The sequence below is a fragment of the Streptomyces montanus genome (assembly GCF_005786655.1).
In the GTDB taxonomy this organism is placed as follows: domain Bacteria; phylum Actinomycetota; class Actinomycetes; order Streptomycetales; family Streptomycetaceae; genus Streptomyces; species Streptomyces sporangiiformans.
Window position 1 is genome coordinate 128,346 of the sequence record NZ_VBZC01000008.1, and the last position, 23,398, is coordinate 151,743.

Genomic DNA, 23,398 nt, shown 5'->3' on the forward strand with positions numbered 1-23,398 from the left:
AACAGGTCAGGTTGCGCGCAGACGGACGCAGTGGTGGCGCGGCCGCTGAGGTCCGGTCCGTGGCCGCGCAGGTCAGTTCCCGCAGAACGGCGGGTGAATACGTTTCCTCCAACGCCCGTGAAAGGGATGAACGAGGAGGCAGACCCGTGAAGGAAAGCCAGTTTGATACGTGCGTGATCGGGGCGGGACCTGCCGGGCTGGCGGTCGCCAGGGCCCTGGCGGAGCGGAATCTGCCGTACACGCATCTTGAGCGACACACCGGGCCCGGCGGTATCTGGGACATCGACAATCCCGGCGGTCCGATGTACGAGTCCGCCCACTTCATTTCCAGCAGGACACTGTCGGGATTCGGCGGTTTTCCGATGCCCGACCACTTCGCGGACTACCCGCCCCACCGGCAGATCCTGTCGTACCTGCGGTCCTTCGCCGACGCCTACGGGCTGACGGACCGCATCGAGTTCGGCGTCGAGGTCGACAACGTCGAGAAGAACGCGGACGGCACGTGGACGGTCACCCGGGCCGACGGGCGGGAAAGCGTGCACGGGCAGGTCGTCGTGTGTACGGGCTCGCAGTGGCACCCCAACGTCCCCGAACTGCCGGGGGAGTTCAGCGGAGAGGTCCGGCACACCGTCGGCTATCGCAACGCGGAGGAGCTGCGGGGCAAGCGGGTCCTGGTCGTGGGCGCGGGGAACTCCGGCTGTGACATAGCCTGCGACGCGGCCCGGACCGCGGACCACGCGGTGATCAGCATGCGGCGCGGATACTGGTTCATCCCCAAGCACCTGTTCGGCCGGCCGGTGGACACCATCGCGGGCAGCGGGCCGCACCTGCCGATGTGGCTGGCACAGCGTCTCTTCGGGGCCCTCCTGCGGATCATCAACGGCGACCCGACGCGGCTGGGGCTGCCGAAGCCGGACCACAAGCTGTTCGAGACCCACCCGGCCGTCAACTCGATGCTGATCCACCACCTCCAGCACGGCGACATCACCGCCAAGCCCGGGATCGCCCGCACCGAGGGCCGGACCGTGTACTTCACCGACGGCACGAGCGACGACTTCGATCTCGTCCTGCTGGCCACCGGCTACGTCCACAAAGTGCCGGTCGCGCAGCAGTACTTCGGCGATGAGCAGCACCCGGACCTGTACCTGTCGTCGTTCTCGCGCGAGCACGAGGGCCTGTTCGGCATCGGCTTCATCGAGACCAACTCCGGTGCGTACCAGCTCTTCGACTCCCAGGCGCAGCTGATCGCCGGGTACATCCATGACGCGCGGCACCGGCTGCCTAACGCGGAGCGGTTCGCCCGCATGATCCGCGCCGACCGCCCGGATCTGTCCGGCGGGCTGAAGTTCGTCGACTCGCCCCGCCACACCGGTTACGTCGACGGCGCGGCCTTCGTGAAGTACCTGGGCAAGGTCGCGGGGGAGATGGGCTGGCGCACCGAGGGCCGGCCTCCGCGGGTACGGTCCCTTCGACCTGCGGAGGCGACGGCATGAGCGGGTTCGACTTCACCGACAAGGTCATGCTGGTGACCGGCGGCGCGGGCGGCATCGGCAGTGCGCTGTGCCGTCGTTTCGCCTCCGGCGGCGCCCGCTGCGTCGTCGTCGACATCGACGGGGTCCGCGCCATGAAGGTGGCCGCGGACCTTCCGGGCGCCGGGCATACGGGCATCGGCTGTGACCTGATGGACCGCGCCCAGGTGGAGCGGTTGTTCGAGGTGGTCGCCGATGATCACGGTCGCCTCGACGTACTCGTCAACAACGTGGGCATGACCAGCGCGGAACGCTTCGACGTCCGCAGCGTCGAGAGCATCGAGCGGGAGATCACCCTCAACCTGACCTCACCGCTCGTCGCCACCCGGATCGCCATTCCTCTTCTCATGGCTTCCCGGGACGCCCGAGTGGTCACCACGGTCTCCCTCGGCGGGATCTTCCCGCTGGCCGAGACCCCGATCTACACCGCATCCAAGTTCGGGCTGCGTGGCGCGATGCTCGCCATCGGGCTCGACCTCAGGACCAAGGGCATTCTGGCCGGTTCGGTACTACCGTCGGCGACCGACACCCGGATGCTGCGCCAGGAAGCCGTGGACGGCGGGAACTCCATGCAGTTCCAGGACCGGCCCCAGCAGCCCGCCGACGTCGTCGCGGCCGTGGTGAGCCTGCTGGACAAGCCCCGACTGGAGGTCTACCCCCGGCCCGGTGAGTCCCGTCTGGTGCGTGTCGCGATGCTCATGCCGAACCTGCTGCCCCGGGTCTTCCCGCTGTTCCGCAAGCGCGGTGACCGCGGCATGGCTCGCTATCTGGAGGAACTCCGCCGACGCGGACTGGCCCGCCAGACCGAGGGGCGCTGGGAGCTGGTGGAGGAAGCATGACCACGAACGAGATGCTGCAGGTCGTCAACCCCGCCACAGGAGAACCGATCACCACCCTGCCCGCCGCGAGCGCCGACGACGTGGCCAAGGCCGCCGAGCAGGCCCGGCAGGTCCACGACGCCGGGGTGTGGTCGCGGCTGCCGGTCCGGGAGCGCGGCGCTGTGCTGCTGCGGCTGGCCGACCTGATGGAACGCGACGCAGAGATCCTCGCCCGGCTGGACAGCGAGGACGCGGGAAAGCCGATCACGGAGTGCCGTACGGGCGACGTACCGGGCGCGATCGAGTCGATCCGCTGGTTCGCCGAGGCGGCCGACAAGGTCTTCGGCCGGCTCGCGCCGAGCGGGCCCGACGGTCTCGGTCTCATGAGCCGCGAACCCGTCGGGGTCGTCGCGGCGATCCTGCCGTGGAACTACCCGCTGGCGATGACCGCATGGAAGGTCGGACCGGCCCTGGCCGCCGGCAACTGTCTGCTGGTCAAGCCGGCCGAGGCGACCCCGCGCTCGGCCCTGCACCTGGCCGCACTCGCAGCCGAGGCCGGCCTGCCCGACGGGGTGCTCACGGTGCTGCCCGGCTATGGCCAGGAGGCCGGGGCCGCCCTAGCTCTCAACCCCCTTGTGGGGGCGCTCTCCTTCACCGGGTCCACCACGACCGGCCGCCGCGTCCTCAAGGACGCCGCCGAGAGCAACTTCAAGCGGGTCTCGCTGGAGATGGGCGGCAAGAGCCCCCAGGTACTGATGGCCGACGCGCTCTCCTACGGCGACGAGCTCATCGACAACATGATCGAGGCCGCGTTCCTGACCATGGGGCAGAACTGCACGGCCGGCTCCCGTGTTCTGGTTCACCGCAGTATCGCCGCGGAGGTCATACAGCGGTTCACGGCAGCGGCGAGAGAGCTCGTCATCGGCGATCCGGCAGACCCGCGCACGCAGATGGGGCCGCTCATCAACCACGCCGCCTTCGACCGGGTCGCGGGAGCCGTGCAGGCCGCCCGGGCCGGCGGAGCCCAGATCCACACCGGGGGACTGCCTCACGGGCTGCCTCCACGCGGCGCCTACTACCCGCCCACCGTGATCACTCGCGCCCCCGACGGCAGCGACGTCCTCACCAAGGAGTTGTTCGGTCCAGTCGTCACCGTCCAGACCTTCACCTCCGAGGACGAGGCGGTACGCAGGGCCAACGCCACCGAGTACGGACTCGCCGCCTCGGTCTGGACCCGCGACCTCGATACCGCGCTGCGGCTGGCACGCGGCATCGAGGCCGGCGTGGTCTCCGTCAACGCCTACAGCGAGGGTGACATCACCACACCTTTCGGCGGCTGGAAGCAGTCGGGATTCGGTGGGGTGGAGAAGTCCACCGACGCCTTCGACCAGTGGACCCGGGAGAAGACGATCTGGATCCGCGCCCGCTGACCCGAGCCGACAGCCGGCAGGCGCGGTGGCCGACACGTCATTCCGGGCGACCGGTCTGCCCCGCCCCCCGGAGCATCCGCTCCCGCAGTTGGACCGGGGAGGCGCCGTGCCAGCGGCGTACCGCGCGGCGCAGTGCCCGTTCGTCGGAGAATCCCGCCCGGTGGGCGATGTCGCGCAGTGTCAGTTCCGGGCGGAGCAGGAGTTGTTCGACGCGTTCCCGGCGCACTCCCTCGACGAGTGCCTCGTACGTCGTGCCGCAGTCGGCCAGCCGACGGCGCAGCGTCCGCTCGCTCGTCGCATGCCGCCGCGCCTGCTCACCGAACGAAGGCACCACCGGGAGGCCCTGCGCGACGGAGATCTCCAGAACCTCCAGCAGATCCTGCTGGTCACGGCGGGAAGCCATCTGCGCGTCGAGCATCTCCAGCGTCGACGCGTAACTCACCGGATCCCGGCCGGGCATCCGGGTACGGGCCCACGCGGGGTCGATGACCATGCGGTTGACGGGGGCACTGAATCGGACCGGACAGCGGAACAGGGCGCCGTACAGGTCGAGTTGGCGCGGTGGCGGAAGAGAGAACTCCACCGCTCTCGGCGCGAAGGCAGGGCCGACGGTCAGCCGGGACAGGGTGACCACGGAGGCGAACGCCTCCTCGATCAGGAAGGAAGCCACGGCCGGGTCCATGGCGGGATCGGGAAGATCGGCGCGCAGCACGAAGGCGTCGTCCTCCTCACCCACACCGGCCGACCACACCACCATCGCCCCGGACAGGTTCTGGTACTTCACCCCGGTCTCGATGGCGTGCCGCAGCGTGTTGTCGGCCATCAGGGCGAAGCCGAGCAGGCCCCACGCCGTCAGGTGCTGCGCCGCGCCGACCTTCAGCCCCAGGCGCTCGTCCCTGGTGAGCTCCAGCGCACGACGGATCACCGCGCTGCCCTGCCGGTAGGACACCCGCAGCGCGGCGGAGCGCATGACTGTCTCGTCCAGTCCCATCTGCTTCAGCAGGGGCCGCAGATCGACGCCGCGCTCGTCGGCGACCACGACGAGATAGCGCAGGATGTTCGGCTGGATCGTCGCCGACGTACTGCGGCTGGTCCCGGGAGGGTCTGCCGGACCGGGGGCAAGGGACATCGCACTCACCTTCTCCTCGGCGACCACCGTAGGCAGCCGGCATCACCGGTCGCATGCTCTGGCCCCCGAAGTCCCCTGTACGGCCCCTGGCGTCCTGAGCCTGTCTTCCGCGCCTGGCTACGGTTTCAGTTTCCGGAACCCGCACGGTATTCGACTCACTGGTCCTCGATGGCTCAGTCCAGCGCACACAGGAAATGAAGGCGCGACAGCATCATGTCCTTTAATGCTCCAGCCCAGGCGCGGGCCGGGCGCCCGGTCTCCAAACGTGGCGCCCGAAGGGGCGCGACCCTCGCGTTCGCCGCGCAAGGTGTGTCCGTCGCCGCCGTGTACACGACCGTCCCCGCTGTCACGGAGCACCTGAGACTGCCTCCGCTCCTGACGACCACGCTGATGGTCGCGGTGGCGCTGGTGGCAGGGGGCGGCAGCTTCCTGGGTCTGGCCGCGATCCGCCGCGCCGGTCCCGTCGCCACGATGCGCGGGGCCGTGCTGACGGCCGCCGCCGCGCTGGTACTGATCGGGTTGGCCCCGGACGAGGCGACCGTCATCTGCGCGTACATCCTCTTCGGGCTCGCTGTCGGTGCCCTCGATGTCGGGGTCAACACCCGGGCGGCGGCGATCGAACGCGCCTACGGCCGCAGCATCTTCGGCTCCTTCTACACGGCATGGAGCGTGGGTGGCGTGATCGCGGCCCTGCTCACCGCCGGGGCCGCCCGGCTGGAGTGGCCCGTAGCCACCGGCCTGAGCGTTCAGGCAGGCATCGTGCTGCTCCTCGCCGTCTGTATGCGCACGCATGCCCTCCCCTCGTCCTCCGCGGGGCCGTCGGACACCCCCGCGCAGCCGCCGCTGGGGCGCCGCCTGTGGATCCGGCTCATCCCGTTCGGCCTGGTCCTCCTCGTCGTTTACGTCGTCGACTCCACCGTCTCGGCCTGGTCGGCGGTCTACCTGCGCCAGACCCTCGCCGCGTCCCTCACGGTCGCGCCGCTGGCGTACGCGGCCTACCAGGCCGGCACAGTCGTCGGTCGCGCCGCCACCGACCGACTCGTGCGACGGTTCGGAGCGGTCGCCGTCGTCCGCACCGCGGCCCTGCTGGTCGCGGGCGCCCTGGCAGGCATGGCCGCCGCGCCGAGCTGGCCGTTCGCCGTGCTCGCGGCCGGAGCTGTGGGCCTGGGGTCGTCCGTCCTGGCTCCACTGTGTCTGGCCTCCGCCGCGCGACTGCGTCCCGCTGCCTCGGAAGCGGTCCTGGCGCGCCTGAACCTCTTCAACTACGTCGGCGTCATCACTGGTGGCGCAGTGAGCGGACTCCTCGGCTCCACCGGCCAGTTCCGTCTCGCCTACGCGGCATCGGCCGCCCTGGCGGTTCTTCTCCTGGCCGCCGCCCGCCATTTCACCCAGCAGCCTCCAGCCTCGGCCCGTGCGGAGAGAATCCCTCCCTTCGACCGGGCAGATTCTCAGCCACTGGGCTGAGGGTTCGCACGCCGGGTGCTTCCGGACCGTCGATGCCGGGGGCATGACAATCCATGATTTCCTGAATTCAGGATGACGTGTACTGTCGTGCTGTGCTGACTGTTGCCTCCGACATCGAGGTGCTGGCCCGGTTCGGCCGCGCGCTCGCTGACCCGATCCGCTGCCGGCTCCTGCTCGCCCTGCGCGAAGCCCCGGCCTACCCCTCCGATCTCGCCGACGCGCTCGGCATCTCCCGCACCCGCTTGTCGAACCACCTGGCGTGCTTGCGCGACTGCGGCCTGGTCGTCACCGTGCCCGACGGTCGCCGCACCCGTTACGAGCTCGCCGACGAACGCCTCGGCCACGCGATCGACGATCTGCGCGCCGCTGTGGTGGCTGTCGCCGCCGACCGCACCTGCGTCGACGCCGATGAGAAGGGGTGCTGCTGATGACCGCGATTTCTCTCGGCCCGTCCCCGGCCCGCCGTGATGTCCTCGCCAGGCGAATACGCCTGCTGGTCACGGCCACGATCACCTACAACGTCGTCGAGGCGATGGTCGCCATCACCGCAGGCACCCTGGCCTCCTCCACCGCCCTGATCGGCTTCGGCCTGGACTCCGTCATCGAGGTCTCCTCCGCCACCGCGGTCGCCTGGCAGTTCTCCGCCCGCGACCACCACGTGCGCGAGGCACGGGAGAAGACCGCGCTGCGCATCATCGCGTTGTCGTTCTTCGCGCTCGCTGCCTACGTCACCGTCGACGCCGTCCGCGCACTGACCGGCACCGGCGAGGCCGAACGCTCCATCCCCGGCATCGTGCTCGCCGCCCTGTCCCTCGCCGTGATGCCGTTCCTGTCCGCCGCCCAGCGCCGCGCCGGACGCGAACTCGGCTCCGCCAGCGCGGTCGCCGACTCCAAACAGACCCTCCTCTGCACCTACCTCTCGGCCGTGCTCCTTCTCGGCCTGCTCCTCAACGCCACCCTCGGCTGGTCCTGGGCCGACCCCATCGCCGCCCTCGTCATCGCCGCTGTCGCTGTCAGGGAGGGCCGGGACGCCTGGCAGGGCAAGGGCTGCTGCGCGACCCCGGCCGCCGCGGCAGTCCCGGCCTCCGCGACAGTCCCGGGCGCCGGCGCAGAGTCGGACGCCTGCGGCTGCGCACCCGGATGCAGCTGCTGCATCTGAACCCGGTGCCGACCTCCGGCACGGTGCCCACGTGGCGGAGGCCGAACCGTTCGTGCTCTGGCTCCCCATCGCCTTGTCGCCGGACAGCTCACCCTCCTGACTGCCGCCCTAGTCAGCCCTGACTGCCGCCCTGGTCGGCAGGGCGAGGGCAGCGAAGGCGAGCAGCATCTGCCGCCATCCGAGGATGCGCCGCGCGGTGATCGCCAGCGGCCTGTGGTGCTTCGCCGTCAGCCTCGCCGGGTCACCCTCACGCTCCAACTCGCCCAGCCGCCCTACGCGCTCAGCCCGTCCGCCATCGGGCCGTACAGCCTGGCAGGACTGCTCGGCTTCGCCGTGCTCCCGCTCACCGACCGTCATCCCCTCCGCACCGCCCTCGCCGCACCCGCGCTCGCAGCCCTCGGCCGGCGCGGCACATCCATCACCGTTGCGGGTGCCGCCGCAGCAGTGGAGGGAGCGAGCCGAGGGTGGCGAGGTACCTGCGGCGAGGGAGTCGCCGCTGCCGGGGAAGGAGCGTCCCGGCGGCGTTCGCGCCCTTCCTGGCTTCGACCGCTTCCGGCGCGGGCGTGCTGGTGACCGCCTACCTGCTCATCGGCGCGGTGGCCGCCGGGATGTCGGCCGGCATCCTGCTCAGCCGACTGGCCGGAGGCACCCTGCTCTCGCCGCGCTGCTCCTCGCCGCCCTCCTCGGACGCACCGGCATCCGACAGCCTCGCCACGTGATGACCGGCCTCGGGGGACATCGGTACTGCCGTTGGCGCTGAGATTGGCTTCGTCGACGACGGCGGTCATCTGTCCTCCATGGCAGAGACGACGGCGGCGCGAGCCGGTTCGACCGGGGCTTCGCGCCCTACGTGAGGTCGACTCACCATAGGTTCCCGAAGAATATCTCGCAATAAGTGTTAACAGGGCTGACTGCTTCTGCTAACAATTCTCCCCGTCGGCTTCGTGCCTGCCTCTCCCGAGACAGGCACCGCATGTCCGAACGGCTGCCGTGCGCGCGGCGCGGCGGCCTGCATCCGATGCGTATCTCTCCCCACGGCTCCGTACCGCCCCTCTCCCAGCACGCCTTCAGTACCGCTCAGAGAAAGAGGACCTCGCCATGCCATCGACCAGACAGACCCTCATCGCGGGTATAGCCGCTGTCGCCGTCCTGGCCACCGGGTGCGCCGGCGCCGGGGGAGGTGGCAGCAGCAGCGGCGGGGACAAGAGCATCAACGTGCTGATGGTCGGCAACCCGCAGATGGAGGACATCGCGAAGCTGACGAAGGACACCTTCACCAAGGACACCGGCATCAAGGTGAACTTCACGATCCTTCCCGAGAACGAGCTGCGCGACAAAGTCACCCAGGACATCGCCACCAAGGCCGGCCAGTACGACGTCGCCACCATCGGCGCCTACGAGGTGCCCATCTGGGAAAAGAACGGCTGGCTGCACGAGCTGGGGTCCTACACCGCCAAGGACGCGAGCTTCGACCAGGCCGACCTGCTGAAGCCGATGGTCAAGTCCCTGTCCGGCTCGGACGGCAAGCTCTACGCCCTGCCGTTCTACGGTGAGTCGTCCATGCTCATGTACAACAAGGACGTCATGAAGGCGAAGGGCATCACGGTGCCCGAACGGCCGACCTGGCAGCAGGTCGCCGACATCGCGGCCAAGGTCGACGGCGCCGAGCCGGGGATGAAGGGCATCTGCCTGCGTGGTCTGCCCGGTTGGGGCGAGCTCGGGGCGCCGCTGACCTCCGTGGTCAACACCTTCGGCGGCACCTGGTTCACCAAGGACTGGAAGGCACAGGTCAACAGCCCGGCGTTCAAGAAGGCCACCAACTTCTACGTCGACCTGGTCAAGAAGCACGGTGAGGCGGGTGCCCCGCAGGCCGGGTTCACCGAGTGCCTGAACGCCATGAGCCAGAAGAAGGTCGCGATGTGGTACGACGCGACCAGCGCGGCCGGGTCGCTGGAGGACGCCAAGTCCAGCAAGGTCGCCGGCCACGTCGGTTACGCCTACGCGCCGACCGTCGAGACGAAGAGCAGCGGCTGGCTGTGGGCTTGGGCATGGGCGATGCCGAAGACCACGAAGAAGGCCGACGCGGCCTCGAAGTTCATGCTGTGGGCCTCCAGCAAGAAGTACGAGAAGTTGGTCGGCGAGAAGCTCGGCTGGGCGCGCGTCCCGGCCGGCAAGCGGGCCAGCACGTACGAGATCCCGCAGTACCAGAAGGCCGCCTCGTCGTTCGGTGACATCACCCTGAAGTCCATCGAGGGCGCAGACCCGTCCAACCCCGGCGTCCAGCCCAGGCCGACGGTGGGGATCCAGTTCGTGGCCATCCCCGAGTTCCAGGACCTGGGGACGAAGGTCAGCCAGGAGATCTCCGCCGCCATCGCAGGCAAGACCAGCGTGGACAAGGCGCTGAACGACGGCCAGAAGCTCGCCGAGGAAGTCGCCAAGAACTACCAGTGACCCGCGCTGCCCGGCCGGCTTCGGCGCCGGCCGGGCACGGCTTCCCCACCCCGGCTTCCCCGACCCCGGCCTTCACAGGCGGAGGAAAGTCCATGACCACGCTCATCGAAGCACCCAAGAAAACGCCGCTGCCCACCCGTCGGCGGAAGTCCACCGCAGTCAGCAAGTGGCGACGGCGCATTCCGCTGCTGCCGGCGCTGGTCTTCACCATCGTCGTCACGCAACTGCCCTTCGTGGCAACGCTCGTCATCTCCACCTTCCAGTGGAACATCCTCAAGCCGGGCGACCGGCACTTCCTCGGCTTGTCCAACTACACGTTCGTCTTCACCGACGAACGACTGCGCGCTGCGGTACTGAACACCATCGTGCTCACCGCGTCGGTGGTGCTCATCAGTGTGATCCTGGGGCTGGGGCTGGCCATGCTGCTCGACCGCCGGTTCGCCGGCCGCGGGCTGGCGCGCACCCTGCTCATCGCCCCGTTCCTCGTCATGCCGGTCGCGGCGGCGCTGTTGTGGAAGCACGCCATCTACAACCCCGACTACGGGCTCCTCAACGGCACCCTCAACGCCGTCTACCAGGTCTTCGGCGCCGACCACGGCCCCACCATCGACTGGATTTCGTCCTACCCCATGCCCGCCGTCGTGATCTCGCTGGTCTGGCAGTGGACCCCGTTCATGATGCTGATCCTCCTGGCCGGCCTGCAGGCCCAGCCCGGTGACGTCCTGGAAGCAGCCCGGGTCGACGGGGCGACGCCCATGGCGACCTTCCGCTTCATCACCCTGCCGCACCTGCGCCAGTACCTCGAACTGGGCATCCTGCTCGGCACGATCTACGTCGTGCAGACCTTCGACGCCGTCTACACCATCACCCAGGGCGGCCCCGGCGCGCAGACGACCAACCTGCCCTACGAGATCTACCTGACCATGTTCCGCAAGTACGAGTACGGCGAGGCGGCCGCCGCCGGTGTCGTCGTCGTGCTCGGCTCGATCGTGATCGCGACCTTCGCGCTGCGCACCATCGCGTCACTGTTCCGCGAGGAGGTGTCCCGATGACCGCGCACGCAGCAGCCGGCGCCCCCGGGGCCAGGCTGAAGAAGCTCATCCGCCGTCACGACGAGCAGGCGGACCCCGCCGGTGCGCCGCGGCTGTCGCCGCTGTGGACCTTCGTCGCCTGGCTCGCCACGCTGGCGTTCTTCGCGCCGGTGGCGTGGATGGTGCTCACCTCCTTCCACCAGGAGGCCGACGCGGCGACCAACCCGCCGACCCCCTTCGCCCCGTTCACCCTCGGGCAGTACGCCACACTGTTCAGCCGGAACATCACCCCCTTCCTCCTCAACTCGACCATGGCCAGCGTCATTTCGACGCTGCTGGTGCTGGCCCTGGCGGTACCGACGGCCTACGCGCTGTCCATCAAGCCGGTCGAGAAGTGGACCGACGTGATGTTCTTCTTCCTGTCCACCAAGTTCCTCCCGGCCATCGCGGCCCTGCTGCCGGTCTACATGATCGTCAAGGACATCGGGATGCTCGACAACGTATGGACACTGATCGTCCTGTACACCGCCATGAACCTCCCGATCGCGGTGTGGATGATGCGCTCGTTCCTCGCCGAGGTCCCCAAGGAGATCCTGGAAGCGGCCGAGATGGACGGGGCCAAGCTGCTCACCGTGCTATGGCGGGTCGTCGCACCGATCGCCATGCCCGGACTCGCCGCCACCTCGCTGATCTGCTTCATCTTCAGCTGGAACGAGTTCATGTTCGCCGTCAACCTCACCGCGACGCAGGCATCGACCGCGCCGGTCTTCCTGGTCGGCTTCATCACCAACGAGGGCCTCTTCCTCGCCCGGCTCTGCGCGGCGGCCACGCTGGTCTCCCTGCCCGTCCTCATCGCCGGTTTCGCCGCCCAGGACAAACTCGTCCGCGGCCTCTCCCTGGGAGCCGTGAAGTGAAGGCGGCAGCCATCGCATAGGCATCGCGGCACACGCCCGCGCACGCATGTCCCGACCCCGCCTCTTCGAGCCGTCTCCGGCCGCACACCCCGGCGCCGGTGCCGCCCGACCGCACGCGAATGGAGCCCCACCCCATGTCCCAGCAGATCCGACGCGTATTCGTCCGTTCCATCGACGACATCACCGTCGAGCGGATACCCGCGCCGGTCGCCGGCGACGGCGAACTCCTGGTCCGCACCACCGTGGTGGGCGTCTGCGGTTCCGACACTCACGCGGCCCTTGGCCACCATCCGTTCATGCCCCTGCCCTACCACCCCGGGCACGAAGCGGTCGGTGTCGTCGCCGCCGTCGGCCCGGGCGCCGAGGCCTTCGCCCCCGGCGACCGGGTGATCGTCGAGCCGAACCTCTTCTGCGGACAGTGCCCCCAGTGCCGCTCCGGCCGCTACAACATCTGCCAGGAACTGAAGGTGTTCGGCTGCCAGACCCCCGGCGCGATGGCGGACCTGTTCACCATCCCCGGCGACCGCGTCCACCGCGTCCCCGACGGCATGACCGACCTTGAGGCCGCCCTCGTCGAACCGCTGGCCACCCCCGTGCATGCGGTGGCCAAGGCCGGCGACCTCACCGGACGCACGGTCGTCGTCCTCGGCGCCGGGCCCATCGGTCTGCTCGTCCTCGCCGCAGCCCGGCACGCCGGGGCCGCGAAGATCGCCGTCACCGACCTGCTGCCGGGCAAACGCGACCGTGCCCTGCGCCTCGGCGCCGACGCGGTCCTGCCCGCCGACGCTCCCGACCTCATTCACCAGGTCAAGGACGCGCTCGGCGGGCCGGTCGATGTGATCTTCGACTGCGTCGCGCGCGAACAGTCCATGGCCCAGGCCACCGACCTGGTGACCAAGGGCGGGAGGATCATCGTCGTCGGCGTCGGTGCCGCCGGTCCCACCCCGATCCGCCTCGACCTGGTCCAGGACCGGGAGATCCGCGTCGAAGGCACCTTGATGTACACCGCCGATGACTATCGCTCCGCCATCGCGCTGATCGCTTCCGGGGCCGTCGACACGGATGAACTCGTCACCGCGACCTTCCCCTTGGAGGAGGCGGACAAGGCCTTCGCCGCCTCCCTCGCTCCGGAACACGTCAAGGTCCTGGTCACCGTGGAAGGTTGGTAGCGATGCAGATGCTTCTTGGTTCGGCGTGCCCGGCGTGCCCGGCGAGGACGGGGACGCGGGGCACGACCGGTCTTCGCGATGCCGATCGGATACGCGCAGTCACTGGCTCCGAGCGCCTCCTGTCCCGTGTGGGAAACTTCGAAGCCGACGTCACCTGGCACCTTCCGCTGTGCCTGCAGTGCCATGACTGAAGCGCTGTCAGGGGCCGGATACGCCGGCAGTCGCACCACGGAGACAGGACACGGAAGGGAAGGGAGAGCCACAGTGCCCGCCAGGACACGTCTGTCGCAGGCCGCTGTCGAGGAGCGGCGTCAGTCCGTCCTGCGCCACGTCGTCGAACACGGCGAGACCCGCATAGACGACCTCGCCGACCACTTCGGCGTCAGCCTGATGACGATGCACCGCGACCTCGACGACCTCGCTCAGCGTCATCTGCTGCGCAAGGAACGCGGCCGGGCCGTCGCCTTCCCCGCTCTCACCATGGAGACCGCCACCCGCTTCCGTGAGAACAACAGCGTCTCGGCCAAGAACGCGCTGTGCGCGGCCGCCGTCGGCCGGATCAGGCCGGGCAGCACGGTACTCATGGACGACTCCACCACTCTCTTCCCCATGGCCTCCGCCCTCGCGCAGCTCGACCAGGTCGCCGTCGTCACCAACTCGGTCGGCCTGGCACAGCGCCTGGGTTCCGCCCCCGGTGTGGATGTCACCCTGCTCGGCGGCCACTATCACGGTGACTTCAACTCCTGCACGGGACCTCAGGTCACCCGCGCCCTGTCCCACATCCGGGCCGATCTCGCCGTGATGTCCGCCACCGCCGTCCTCTCGGGTCAGCTCTTCCACCCCTTGAGCGAGTACGTCGAGGTGAAGCTGGCCATGCTCGCGGCCGCACATCAGTCCTTGCTGCTCGTGGACCATTCGAAATTCGGCAAAACCGCCACCCACGCGTACGGCACCGTGGCCGACTTCCAGGCGGTCATCACCGACACCAGCACATCCGACGCGGAGATCGCGGCCATGCGTGGCCTCGGAGTCGCTGTCGAGGCGGTCGACACCGGAAAGCCTGCCCAGTGATACAGACTCTGTTCGAAACCCCCAGCACCTATCGCCCCGCCGCCGCCGAACTGGCCGCTCCCGTACCACCCGTCGAAGCCGTCCTCTTCGACTTCAGCAACACGATCTTCCAGATGATCGATCTGGAGACGTGGCTGCGCCGGATCGGGGATGCCTCCGGCCGCCTCGCCCTGCTGGAGGAGGACGGCGCCTTGAAGGAGGTGTCCCGGCAACTGCGAGAGGCCTTCCAGCTGCCCGCGGTCGTCGCCAGCCAAGAGGGCCGTGACCTCTCTCCGGAACGGCATCGTCTCGCCATGCGGGAGTGGTGGGGGCATGTCGACTTCCTGCGCGGCGTGGAAGAGACGGCCTACAGGGAGCTCACTGCGCCCGATGCCTGGCTCCCCTACTCCGACACCGAACCCACGCTGCGGGCGCTCCGCGACCGCGGACTGCGCGTCGGGATCGTGAGCGACTTCGCCTGGGACCTGCGGATCCACCTCGCCCGCCATGGCATGGAGGACCTGATCGACACCTGCGTCATCTCCTACGAGATGGGCCGGGAAAAACCCGACCCCCACCTGTTCCTCAAGGCGTGCGCAGACCTCGGCGTCGATCCACGTGCCACCCTCATGGTCGGAGACAACCCGGTCCGGGACGGTGGCGCCACCACCTGCGGCCTGCGTGCCTACATCTTCCCCGCCGAACAGCGCACCGGGGACCGCGGCCTGACCGAAGTCCTCCGCCTCGTGACCTGACGTCCCCGCACAGAAGATGGTTCGCCGGCCGGGAGGCTCCGCGCGGCGCCACGGGCGGAGCGGCGTCGGAAGGACAATCCGCTGCAGGCGGGTCCGGAGCCCCGTTGGCGGCTCCGGACCTCGGGCGCCGTCTCTACGCTCGGCGCCGGCCCTGCCCCTTGCCCCGGGCCTCTGCGTCGGCGTCGGCGACGGCGATCGCAATGCCGTGTGCTTCGGCGATGTTGCCGGCTGCCGTCATGACGCGGGCTGTGCCCACGATGGGGGCGATGGCTACCAGCACATCCTGCACCTGGTCGACGGTCAGGCCGGCCTGGAGGGCTGGGTCGATGTGGGCGACGTAGGAGATCGGCGGAGCGTCCGAAGCGGCGAGGGCCGCGATGCGGGTGAGCATGAACATGTCCGGGGCCAGCCCGCACCGCTCAACCGAGTCGACCGTCATCGCGGCGAGGGTGTCCAGTACTGGGGTATCAGATGCTGTGGCCATGGCAGGTCGTCTCCCGATGGTGTCGTGACGAGGATCAGCGGACGGAAGCAGCAACGGCTCCGCGCCCGGCGCGGCGCCTACTGCCCGACCGTAAGTCCGTTTCCTCCGGATTGCCTGTCGAGGGGATCATCCGAGGAGCGAGGCAGACGTTCGGCTCCCGTCTTCAGTCACTGGTCATCGCCTCGTTCCACACACCCCTGTCCGCCGGGCCCGTCACACCTCGTTCGTGTCCCGTCGGCGCAGCCCGGCCTGGACAGCTCCGACCAACACGCGGGCAGCGACGGCGACGAACAGGATGTTGCCGATCATCTGCCCCATCGCGATCGCGCGCGCCGTCTGGGTATTGGCGGTGATGTCGCCGAAGCCGACGGTGCTGAACACGCTGAGCGCGAGGTACAGGGCGTCGGTCCTGGTGAGGGCCTCACTGAAACTGCCGGGTGAGCCGCGCTCCATCAGGTAGTAGGTGGACGCGAACAACACGAGGAACAGCGGGAGTGTGGTGGAGGTGGCTTCCACGGCCCGCAGACGAGGGGCAGCAGACCGCGTGATCATTCGGATCTGCCAGGCGAACAGCAGAGCCAAGAGCATCAAGCCGACGACGAGTCCCGCCACCGTACCTCCGGTGAAAGCTTGGTCGATGGGGAGCAGGTAGTACGCCAGAACGCAGGCAGTCGTCGTGACGACAGACCGAATTCCCGCGAACAGCGCCGTGCGGCGCGCGACCGACCGGGACGTCCGCGCTTCACGGCCCATGCCATTCCCGTCCGGGGGATCAGGAGTTTCCATAGGTTCGTCTCCGCTTCAGGACCGCGCCGCACCCAGAATGGACAGAGGCGAAAAACCGACATCCGAAAGACACCCCGGTTGCAGTACCAGTCCACGGAGACCATGTCTCCGTGGCGACCACCGCGCAGCGGAGTTTCAGCCCTTGCGAGGGCGGGGCGGGCCTCGGCTGTCCCAGTGGCAGCCGTCCTGTCGAGGATTTAGCATGAATATGGTACGGAATGCGTAGCGGGCGGGCAATCGAAATGAACCCCCAAAATACCGTAAGGCTGAATAGGTGTGTGTCATTTCGATTGTGTGCCGCAGAATTCTGACCAGTTGGCCCGCGAACTTTAATTGAGCATATGTACTTCGCGGAGCGGCCCGTATGCGGCCCTCCCGTCCGGCGTTGGCGCGGACGTCGGTATTACGGCACACACGGGAGTACGGCACCCGGGTCCACTTGGCCGAGCCGCTGAGCGGTTCGTCGGAAAGAGGACAGACTGATGCCAGTGATCGAGTACAAGCCAGGGAGTGCCTTCCCCGGAGTGATCGGGCGGACCACGGATGCGTCCCGCCCCGCATGGCCCGAGCCGCCAAGGGCGGTGCCGGGATCCCCCAATGTGCTGCTGATCGTCCTCGACGACACAGGCTATGGACAGTTCGGCTGTTACGGCAGTCCGATGCAGACGCCCAGCCTCGACGGCCTGGCCGCGGGCGGACTGCTGTACAACAACATGCACACCACGGCACTGTGCTCGCCATCGCGTTCGTGCATCATCACCGGTCGCAACCACCACGCCAACGGCATGGCGGCGGTTGCCGAGATGGCCACCGGATACCCCGGCTACAACGGGAACATCCCGTTCGAGAACGGGTTCCTGCCGGAGATGCTGCTGCAGCACGGATACAACACGTACATGCTTGGCAAGTGGCATCTGATGGCCTCGGAGCAGGAGTCCGCTGCCGGCCCGTACGACCGCTGGCCGCTCGGCCGCGGCTTCGAGCGGTTCTACGGGTTCCTCGGTGGCGACACCAACCAGTGGCATCCGGACCTGGTGTACGACAACCATCAGGTCGAGCCGCCCGCCTCACCGGAGAAGGGCTACCACCTCACCACGGACCTTGCGGACAAGGCGATGGCGTTCATCGCCGACGCCAAGCAGGTCGCTCCCGACAAGCCGTTCTTCATGGACTTCAGCACTGGCGCCACCCACGCACCACATCACGTACCGCGCGAGTGGGCGGACCGCTACCGGGGCCAGTTCGACGACGGCTGGGACGCGTACCGCGAGACAACCTTCGCCAAACAGCGGAGGCTTGGCGTCGTGCCGCCTGATGCGGTGCTCTCCCGCCATGACCCGGATGTGCCGGCCTGGGACTCCCTCTCACCGGACGCTCGGCGTCTCGCCGCACGCATGATGGAGGTGTACGCCGGTTTTCTGTCCCACACCGACCACGAGATCGGACGGCTGCTGGAGTTCCTCAAGGAGATCGGCGAACTCGACAACACACTGATCATGGTGGTCTCCGACAACGGGGCCAGCCCGGAGGGCGGAGTCACCGGGACGACCAACGAAGCACAGTTCTACAACAACGCTCCCGAACCGCTTCAGGACAGCCTCGAGGCGATAGACGAACTCGGCAGCCCAACGATGTTCAACCACTACCCGTGGGGCTGGACTTGGGCGGGCAACACGCCGTTCAGGCGCTGGAAGCGGGAGACCTACCGCGGCGGCGCCAGCGACCCGTTCCTCGTCCACTGGCCACTGGGCTTCAAGGCGCGAGGAGAGGTGCGCACCCAGTACGCCCACCTCGTCGACATGGTCCCCACCGTGCTCGACGTCCTCGGAATCGAACCGCCCGAAACCATCAACGGCGTCACCCAATCCCCTCTCCACGGCGTCAGCTTCGCCCACACCTTCGACGACGGGGCCGCTCCGACCCGCCACCACACCCAGTACTTCGAGATACTCGGTCACCGCGCCATCGACCACGACGGATGGCGCGCGGTGTGCCCCTGGCCGGGCCCCTCCTTCGCCGAGGCGGACCAGCCCTTCGGCACGCCCATCACCACCGACAGGCTCTCCGAACTGGACGCCCACCACTGGGAGCTCTACCACGTCGACGAGGACTTCGCCGAGACCCGCGACATCGCTGCCGACCACCGCGACAAGCTGATCGAGATGGTCACTCTGTGGTACGTGGAGGCCGGCAAGTACAACGTGCTGCCGATCGACGGCAGTACCCTCGCGCGGATGATGACGGAGCGTCCACAGATCACCAAGGAGCGCACCAGCTACACCTTCCGTGCCGGTACCCAGACGCTGCCCGCATCCGTGGTCCCGCGCGTGCTGAACCGCCCGCACAGCATCACCGCCGAGGTGGAGATCCCCGATGGCGGCGCCGAAGGCGTACTCATCAGCCAAGGCACACGCGCCGGTGGCTGGAGCCTCTATATCAGGAACAACAAGCTGCGCTACGCCCACAACTACGTTGGGCGAGTTCTCAACACCGTGTCCTCGACCGAACCGTTGACCGCAGGCCGTCACGAACTGCGCTTCGAATTCGAACCGACCGGCGAGCCCGACCTCGCCGCCGGCAAAGGCGCACAGGGGCGCGCCGAGCTCTACATCGATCGCCGCCTCGTAGGAGCGGCCGACTTCCCGGTGACCACGCCCATCATGTTCAACCCCGGAGGCCTGACGTGCGGCGCCGACCCAGGCCCGTCAGTCACACCCGAATACGAATCACCATTCCGGTTCACCGGCACAGTTCACACCGTGACGATCGACCTCTCAGGCGAACTCATCACCGACGCGGAGAGCGAAATGCGGATGCACCTGGCTCGCCAGTGAGGCCGCACGCCCACTGTGCCGCGGAGTCCGCGGCACGCACTGGCGTGGCTCAGCCGTCTCCGTCCAGCAGCCAGCGCAACTCGATCTCAAGCCATTGGCTCTCGTGACGCCACGTGTCCAGGGCGGTCACCAGCTGGCGGCTCAAGGCGCCGGCCGTCAGCGAGCGCCACCGGCAGCCGGTAAGAAACTCGACGAGTACGGCGACCCGGGCGTCATTGTCACGCCCGGCCACCGGCGACGCGTCGGCCGCTGCGTGTCCGTCGATCGCGACGAGCGCGCGACGGCTGACCATTTCGGGGGTGAACCTCCGCCACGCGTACGGGCTCAACGCCTCGCTCACCGCGCGCACGCGCGCGTCGCTCAAGGAAGCCGCCCGCATCATCGGAAGAGCCCTCCGCAATATCCTGGCATATTGCGCAGATCGTAAAGGGCGCACCGGGGCGCGTCCAGCGAGATGCGTAGGCACTCAGAGGGACGCCCGAGTCGGGGTCAGGAGGTCAGAACCTTCTGCTTGGCGTGTTGGAACTCCGCCTCGCTGATCTCGCCCTTGTTCTTGAGCTCGGAGAGCTTGGCCAGCTCGTCCGCATGACCCCTGTCCGTGCTTCCGGCGGTCTCCCTGGTGCGGACGTCGAGCGACTCCTGCTGTGCCCTGGCGTGCTGCTGTTCGCGCTTGCCCATGTCACTACCCCGGGCGAACAGGTACACGAAGACGCCGAGGAACGGCAGGACGATCACGAAGAGGGTCCATCCCGTCTTCGCCCCGCCACTGAGCGAGTCGTCGCGGAAGACATCGCCGATGACGCGGAACAGCAGGATGATCCACAGGACCCACAGGAAGATCAACATCAGCGTCCAGAACGCGCCCAGGAGCGGATAGTCGTATGCCAGATATAGGTTGTTGCTCATTTTCGTCCTCCTGCCGTTGTCGCGTCTCGCGGCGCGATCAGTCGTATCCGGCCCCTGCTGCCGTTGCCTGCAGTAGGCGGCTGGATGGCTGCGTCAGGCAGTCTGGAACGCCTCCGCGGTATGCGTTATGCGGCTTGGGCGGGGATTCGGCCGGCGCGTACGGCATCGGTCAGGGCTTGGTGGTCGCGTTCGTTCTGGTCGGCGTAGCGTTCGGCGAAGACGGTGAGCGCGCGGTCGAAGGCGTCGCCGCCGCCGAGGTAGGCGGCGATGGCGATGCGGTCTCCGGAGCGGGCGTGGGCGCGGGCCAGGGTGGCGCCGCAGAGCTCGCCGAAGGCGCTCATGTCCTTGGGGACCATGGTCTGCGGTTCGGCGATGCCCTTCCAGTCCCGCAACTGGCGGATATAGAAGTCGCGTTGGCGTCCGTCGATGCCGGTGACGCGTTCCCAGCCGAGGAAGATGTCGCTGGCGGCCTGCATGAGCCGCTGCCCGGCGACGACCCGTTCCCCCTGGTTGTCGTATGCGCTCGTCCCCGCGTACGGAACCAGCACCGACCGGTCGGCTTCCTTCGCCTGCAACAGCAGCGGATCCTCGTCGTCCCTGCCGAGCAGCAGGATGATCCAGCAGCGGGTGCCGACGCTGCCCACCCCGACGACCTTGCGTGCCATGTCCGCGATCCGGTACTGCCCCAGCAGATGGCGGCGATCGGACTGCAGGCTGTGGCCGTACCGATCGATCAGCTCGCGCAGCAGTTCCTCCAGCGAGTGGCGTTCCATGTCCGGCAGCAGATCCTGGAGCGGCACGATCAGCGGCGGGTCGGGGGTGATCCTGCGCCGCCCGTCGACCACTCGCGTGAGCTTCTCGAAGGCCTGGAGGCTGTCGTGGCTGCGGGCCCTCGCGATGGCCCGCTGGGAACGTTTGCGGCCCCGCGCTCCCAGCCTCCGGTCCGCCAGCGCCTGCAACGCGTCCATGTCGGCCTGGGTGTACCAGACGGCGAGGTTGCCCAGGCCGGCGAAACCGCGCATCCGCTCGCGGTACGACCGGACGGTGGCACGCACCACGGAGGACCGTTCGGCATCCGTAAAACCGTTTTCGCGTCCGGCGATGGCCAGGCTGGCGGCCAGCCTCTTGACGTCCCACTCCCAGGGGCCGGGCAGGGTCTCGTCGAAGTCGTTGATGTCGAACACCAGATGCCGCTCGGGCGAGGCGAGCAGCCGGAAGTTCAGCAGATGGGCGTCCCCGCACAGCTGCGCGGTGATTCCCGAGCGGGGGGTGTCCGCCAGGTCACCGGCCATGATGGCGGCGGCGCCCCGGTAGAAGCGGAAGGGGGCCTCCATCATCCGGCCGTAACGGATGGGCACGAGTTCCGGCACCCGGGCGGCCGACTGAGCCTCGATGACGTCGACCGGGTCAGGCCGCTTGGCCGAGGGCTGGTACTCCGCGTGAGAGGAGCGCGGCGCGTCCGCCCGGGCGGCCCGACCCCGCGCCGCCCGCTCCTCCGGGGCGCTCCCGCTGACCTGGTCAGTCATGACGCCACCTCCCGTGCGGAGTGGCCCGCTGGAGGTCCTGCCCCTACCGGGCCTGGTTCCTCTCCCACCGTTCCACACTCCGCATCGGCAGGCATCTCGGTCACCGGCGTCCCTGTGGACGGGCTGCCGGCACAGGCCACGTCGGCGGAGGCCCACGTCCTCGATACGCGACGCTCAGCGGCGTCTGGTGATGCGGCGGCTCAGCTGTGCTGCTCGGGGCCGATCAGGGCGAGGGAGTCGTGGATGCCCTGTCGAGGAGTTGGTCGGAGAGCTGTCGGCCGGCGATGGCTCGGGAGAGTTGGAGCGTTCCGGCCAGCAGGGCGAGGAGGCTGAGCGCCTTCACGCGCGCCGAGGGAGCGGGTCGTCGGGTGCCAGGCGGGCGGCGATCTCGTCGATGAGGACCAGCAGGCTGTCGGCGAAGGCCGTCCTGCCGCACATGCGGGCCCAGGCAGGAGGACGCGTCATCAACATCTCGTCCATCCTCGGACTCGTGCCCGCGCCCTACATGGCCGTCTACGCGGCGTCCAAGCACGCGGTCAGGGTTACTCCGAGCGGCAAGGACGGCGACGACCCTGCCGTCGTCGCGAAGGCGATCGTCGCGGCCGCCACCGACTCCAGGCCGAAACTCCGGTATGCCGCCGGCCCGAACGCCCGACGCATCAGCACGGCACGCCGCATGTTTCCCGCCCGGGCCTTCGACCAGCAGATCCGCAAGTTCAACAAGCTCGCCGGCTGACGCTCACCCCCGGCCCGCGAGAAACCCCCGAGCAGACCCACCGTCGCGCGGCTCACCGCCCCTGTTCCGCCAACTCCTTGAAGTGCTCGAGGTCGCTCCGCACAAGCCGTTCGATGGCGCTCGCCTGGGCGAAACCCTTCGGCCCGCCGAACGCTTCCTTGATGGCCTCCGGGTCGTACTCCAGCCGGGCCTGGACCCGGGTGTGCTCACGGTCGATCGGCAGCAAGGAGAAGGTTCCCGACAGATCGGGACCGCTCGTGGTCTGCCACTCCATTAGGCGCTCGTCGCCGTAGTCGATGATCTCGGCGTCGAACTCCTGAGCCCGGCCACCCGCGTACACGCCCAGGTGCGCCCGGCTCCCGTCGCCCTCCGAACGAGCCTCCCGAACCCCTTCGAGGAACCGCGGATAGGTCTCCACGCGGTGGAGAGAGTCCCAGGCCGTATCGATCGGCACATTGATGTCGACATGTTCTTCGAGAGTGCTCATCTTTCACACCCCAAAGCTCAGCTCACGCTTTACAGGTCATGTTTCCAGTGTGCCCCCGGACAGATTGACTCGCTCAGCCGGCCGAATGGCGAACAGGCCGCGTCGAAGGTGTTCCCCTCGCGATCGGGAAACCGAATCGCCGCGACGGACGCCGGGCCGGATCAGGGCTGGAACGCTTCTGCCTGTACGTGCCGCATCACACGGCTCGTCACCCGGTACCGGCCGTTGGGCACGGAGCCGGCCTTGGTGACATGCACCGCGAGCGGGCCGGCCCATTCGTAGCCCCGGCTTTCTCCATGTCGAACCAGGCTGTCCGCGAGCACCTGATCGACGCGACCGCCGTTCCGTTCGAGTTCCTCATGGGCGAAGTCCGCCAACTCGACGTCGTAGGCGTTGGGGACGACGACGCGGCACTTACTGCACACGACGGCGTTGTCGTCGCACTCCCTGCACAGGGCGTCGATCAGTTCGACGGGTTCCTTTTCCTTGTGGCGGATCTGCGCGAGGAGCGACTCTCCGAAGCGCTCCAGAGCTCGTTCCAGGCCAGTGAGCGTGCTCACGCTCTACTTCGCCTCCTTCTCCGCGAAGTCGTCCGGATGCACCCGGGCCTCCTCCAAGGCCTCGCGCAGCGTCCGGCCGGTGCCACCCTGCTCCTGGGGCCGCGCGTCGTCCGGCTGCCCCAGCACCTGGCCGGTCGTCTGGGGCGTGCGGCGATTCTCTTCGGGGACGGTCATGGGGGA

Annotated in this window: 24 protein-coding genes and 1 pseudogene; 15 read left to right on the forward strand and 10 right to left on the reverse strand. The window is 68.5% G+C overall.

The window, feature by feature from the left end:
- Positions 1-146: 146 nt before the first annotated feature.
- Genes FE633_RS09165 through FE633_RS09175 form a run of 3 tightly spaced genes read left to right on the forward strand, consistent with a single transcriptional unit; the run spans position 147 to position 3,777 of the window.
- Positions 147-1,493 carry a flavin-containing monooxygenase gene (locus tag FE633_RS09165; protein WP_171059871.1) on the forward strand — a complete coding sequence of 449 codons (1,347 nt, stop codon included), beginning with the start codon at positions 147-149 and terminating at the stop codon, positions 1,491-1,493.
- Positions 1,490-2,368 carry an SDR family NAD(P)-dependent oxidoreductase gene (locus FE633_RS09170; protein ID WP_138044602.1) on the forward strand — a complete coding sequence of 293 codons (879 nt, stop codon included), beginning with the start codon at positions 1,490-1,492 and terminating at the stop codon, positions 2,366-2,368. Before FE633_RS09165 ends, FE633_RS09170 begins: the two co-directional genes overlap by 4 nt.
- Positions 2,365-3,777 carry an aldehyde dehydrogenase family protein gene (locus FE633_RS09175; RefSeq protein WP_138044603.1) on the forward strand — a complete coding sequence of 471 codons (1,413 nt, stop codon included), beginning with the start codon at positions 2,365-2,367 and terminating at the stop codon, positions 3,775-3,777. The genes FE633_RS09170 and FE633_RS09175 overlap by 4 nt, the downstream gene beginning before the upstream one ends.
- A gap of 37 nt (positions 3,778-3,814) precedes the next feature.
- Here the strand turns inward: FE633_RS09175 and FE633_RS09180 are convergent, their stop codons facing one another.
- Positions 3,815-4,906 carry an AraC family transcriptional regulator gene (locus FE633_RS09180; protein ID WP_138044604.1) on the reverse strand — a complete coding sequence of 364 codons (1,092 nt, stop codon included), beginning with the start codon at positions 4,904-4,906 and terminating at the stop codon, positions 3,815-3,817.
- A 324-nt stretch (positions 4,907-5,230) separates the two neighbouring features.
- On the opposite strand from FE633_RS09180, the gene FE633_RS09185 reads away from it, so the two are divergent.
- The 3 genes from FE633_RS09185 to FE633_RS09195 all read left to right on the forward strand — a co-directional run bounded on the left by FE633_RS09185 (position 5,231) and on the right by FE633_RS09195 (position 7,529).
- Positions 5,231-6,370 carry an MFS transporter gene (locus FE633_RS09185; protein ID WP_246113518.1) on the forward strand — a complete coding sequence of 380 codons (1,140 nt, stop codon included), beginning with the start codon at positions 5,231-5,233 and terminating at the stop codon, positions 6,368-6,370.
- Positions 6,371-6,462: 92 nt separating this feature from the next.
- A complete protein-coding gene (locus tag FE633_RS09190; RefSeq protein WP_138044606.1) occupies positions 6,463-6,798 on the forward strand; it encodes an ArsR/SmtB family transcription factor in 336 nt (111 codons plus the stop codon).
- Positions 6,798-7,529, forward strand: a complete 732-nt coding sequence (locus FE633_RS09195) for a cation efflux transmembrane domain-containing protein (RefSeq protein WP_138044607.1) — start codon at positions 6,798-6,800, stop codon at positions 7,527-7,529. Before FE633_RS09190 ends, FE633_RS09195 begins: the two co-directional genes overlap by 1 nt.
- A gap of 108 nt (positions 7,530-7,637) precedes the next feature.
- On the opposite strand, the gene FE633_RS09200 is transcribed toward FE633_RS09195, so the two are convergent.
- Positions 7,638-7,886: a hypothetical protein gene (locus FE633_RS09200; RefSeq protein ID WP_138044608.1), complete on the reverse strand. Its 249-nt coding sequence runs from the start codon at positions 7,884-7,886 to the stop codon at positions 7,638-7,640.
- A gap of 107 nt (positions 7,887-7,993) precedes the next feature.
- On the opposite strand from FE633_RS09200, the gene FE633_RS09205 reads away from it, so the two are divergent.
- The 7 genes from FE633_RS09205 (at position 7,994) to FE633_RS09235 (ending at position 14,899) form a co-directional block, all read left to right on the forward strand.
- Positions 7,994-8,248, forward strand: a complete 255-nt coding sequence (locus tag FE633_RS09205; protein ID WP_138044609.1) for a hypothetical protein — start codon at positions 7,994-7,996, stop codon at positions 8,246-8,248.
- Positions 8,249-8,627: 379 nt separating this feature from the next.
- A complete protein-coding gene (locus tag FE633_RS09210; RefSeq protein WP_138044610.1) occupies positions 8,628-9,980 on the forward strand; it encodes an ABC transporter substrate-binding protein in 1,353 nt (450 codons plus the stop codon).
- Positions 9,981-10,072: 92 nt separating this feature from the next.
- Positions 10,073-11,032 carry a carbohydrate ABC transporter permease gene (locus FE633_RS09215; protein WP_138044611.1) on the forward strand — a complete coding sequence of 320 codons (960 nt, stop codon included), beginning with the start codon at positions 10,073-10,075 and terminating at the stop codon, positions 11,030-11,032.
- Complete coding sequence (locus FE633_RS09220) at positions 11,029-11,925, forward strand: carbohydrate ABC transporter permease (RefSeq protein WP_138044612.1); 897 nt, start codon at positions 11,029-11,031, stop codon at positions 11,923-11,925. Before FE633_RS09215 ends, FE633_RS09220 begins: the two co-directional genes overlap by 4 nt.
- A gap of 134 nt (positions 11,926-12,059) precedes the next feature.
- Positions 12,060-13,094, forward strand: coding sequence for a zinc-dependent alcohol dehydrogenase (locus FE633_RS09225; protein ID WP_138044613.1), 1,035 nt, complete (start codon positions 12,060-12,062; stop codon positions 13,092-13,094).
- A gap of 264 nt (positions 13,095-13,358) precedes the next feature.
- A complete protein-coding gene (locus FE633_RS09230) occupies positions 13,359-14,165 on the forward strand; it encodes a DeoR/GlpR family DNA-binding transcription regulator (RefSeq protein ID WP_246113519.1) in 807 nt (268 codons plus the stop codon).
- Positions 14,162-14,899 carry an HAD family hydrolase gene (locus tag FE633_RS09235; RefSeq protein ID WP_138044615.1) on the forward strand — a complete coding sequence of 246 codons (738 nt, stop codon included), beginning with the start codon at positions 14,162-14,164 and terminating at the stop codon, positions 14,897-14,899. Before FE633_RS09230 ends, FE633_RS09235 begins: the two co-directional genes overlap by 4 nt.
- 133 nt (positions 14,900-15,032) lie before the next feature.
- On the opposite strand, the gene FE633_RS09240 is transcribed toward FE633_RS09235, so the two are convergent.
- A complete protein-coding gene (locus FE633_RS09240) occupies positions 15,033-15,383 on the reverse strand; it encodes a carboxymuconolactone decarboxylase family protein (RefSeq protein ID WP_138044616.1) in 351 nt (116 codons plus the stop codon).
- A 213-nt stretch (positions 15,384-15,596) separates the two neighbouring features.
- The gene (locus FE633_RS09245) at positions 15,597-16,136 is read right to left on the reverse strand and encodes a potassium channel family protein (RefSeq protein WP_138044617.1); all 540 of its coding nucleotides are present in this window, start codon (positions 16,134-16,136) and stop codon (positions 15,597-15,599) included.
- 515 nt (positions 16,137-16,651) lie between these two features.
- On the opposite strand from FE633_RS09245, the gene FE633_RS09250 reads away from it, so the two are divergent.
- On the forward strand, positions 16,652-19,003 hold the full coding sequence (locus FE633_RS09250; protein ID WP_138044618.1) for an arylsulfatase: 2,352 nt from the start codon (positions 16,652-16,654) through the stop codon (positions 19,001-19,003).
- 49 nt (positions 19,004-19,052) lie between these two features.
- On the opposite strand, the gene FE633_RS09255 is transcribed toward FE633_RS09250, so the two are convergent.
- The 3 genes from FE633_RS09255 to FE633_RS09265 form a co-directional block, all read right to left on the reverse strand.
- Positions 19,053-19,367 carry a hypothetical protein gene (locus FE633_RS09255; protein WP_138044619.1) on the reverse strand — a complete coding sequence of 105 codons (315 nt, stop codon included), beginning with the start codon at positions 19,365-19,367 and terminating at the stop codon, positions 19,053-19,055.
- 125 nt (positions 19,368-19,492) lie between these two features.
- Positions 19,493-19,909: an SHOCT domain-containing protein gene (locus tag FE633_RS09260; protein WP_138044620.1), complete on the reverse strand. Its 417-nt coding sequence runs from the start codon at positions 19,907-19,909 to the stop codon at positions 19,493-19,495.
- A 125-nt stretch (positions 19,910-20,034) separates the two neighbouring features.
- A complete protein-coding gene (locus FE633_RS09265; protein ID WP_138044621.1) occupies positions 20,035-21,435 on the reverse strand; it encodes a DUF2252 domain-containing protein in 1,401 nt (466 codons plus the stop codon).
- Positions 21,436-21,856: 421 nt separating this feature from the next.
- On the opposite strand from FE633_RS09265, the pseudogene FE633_RS48185 reads away from it, so the two are divergent.
- A pseudogene (locus FE633_RS48185) lies at positions 21,857-22,171 on the forward strand (SDR family NAD(P)-dependent oxidoreductase); the annotation flags it as partial.
- Positions 22,172-22,223: 52 nt separating this feature from the next.
- Here the strand turns inward: FE633_RS48185 and FE633_RS09275 are convergent.
- The 3 genes from FE633_RS09275 to FE633_RS47080 form a co-directional block, all read right to left on the reverse strand.
- Complete coding sequence (locus tag FE633_RS09275) at positions 22,224-22,658, reverse strand: SRPBCC family protein (protein WP_138044623.1); 435 nt, start codon at positions 22,656-22,658, stop codon at positions 22,224-22,226.
- Positions 22,659-22,819: 161 nt separating this feature from the next.
- Positions 22,820-23,218, reverse strand: a complete 399-nt coding sequence (locus FE633_RS09280) for a DUF3662 domain-containing protein (protein WP_138044624.1) — start codon at positions 23,216-23,218, stop codon at positions 22,820-22,822.
- A gap of 3 nt (positions 23,219-23,221) precedes the next feature.
- On the reverse strand, positions 23,222-23,392 hold the full coding sequence (locus FE633_RS47080; RefSeq protein WP_171059872.1) for a hypothetical protein: 171 nt from the start codon (positions 23,390-23,392) through the stop codon (positions 23,222-23,224).
- Positions 23,393-23,398: the final 6 nt, after the last annotated feature.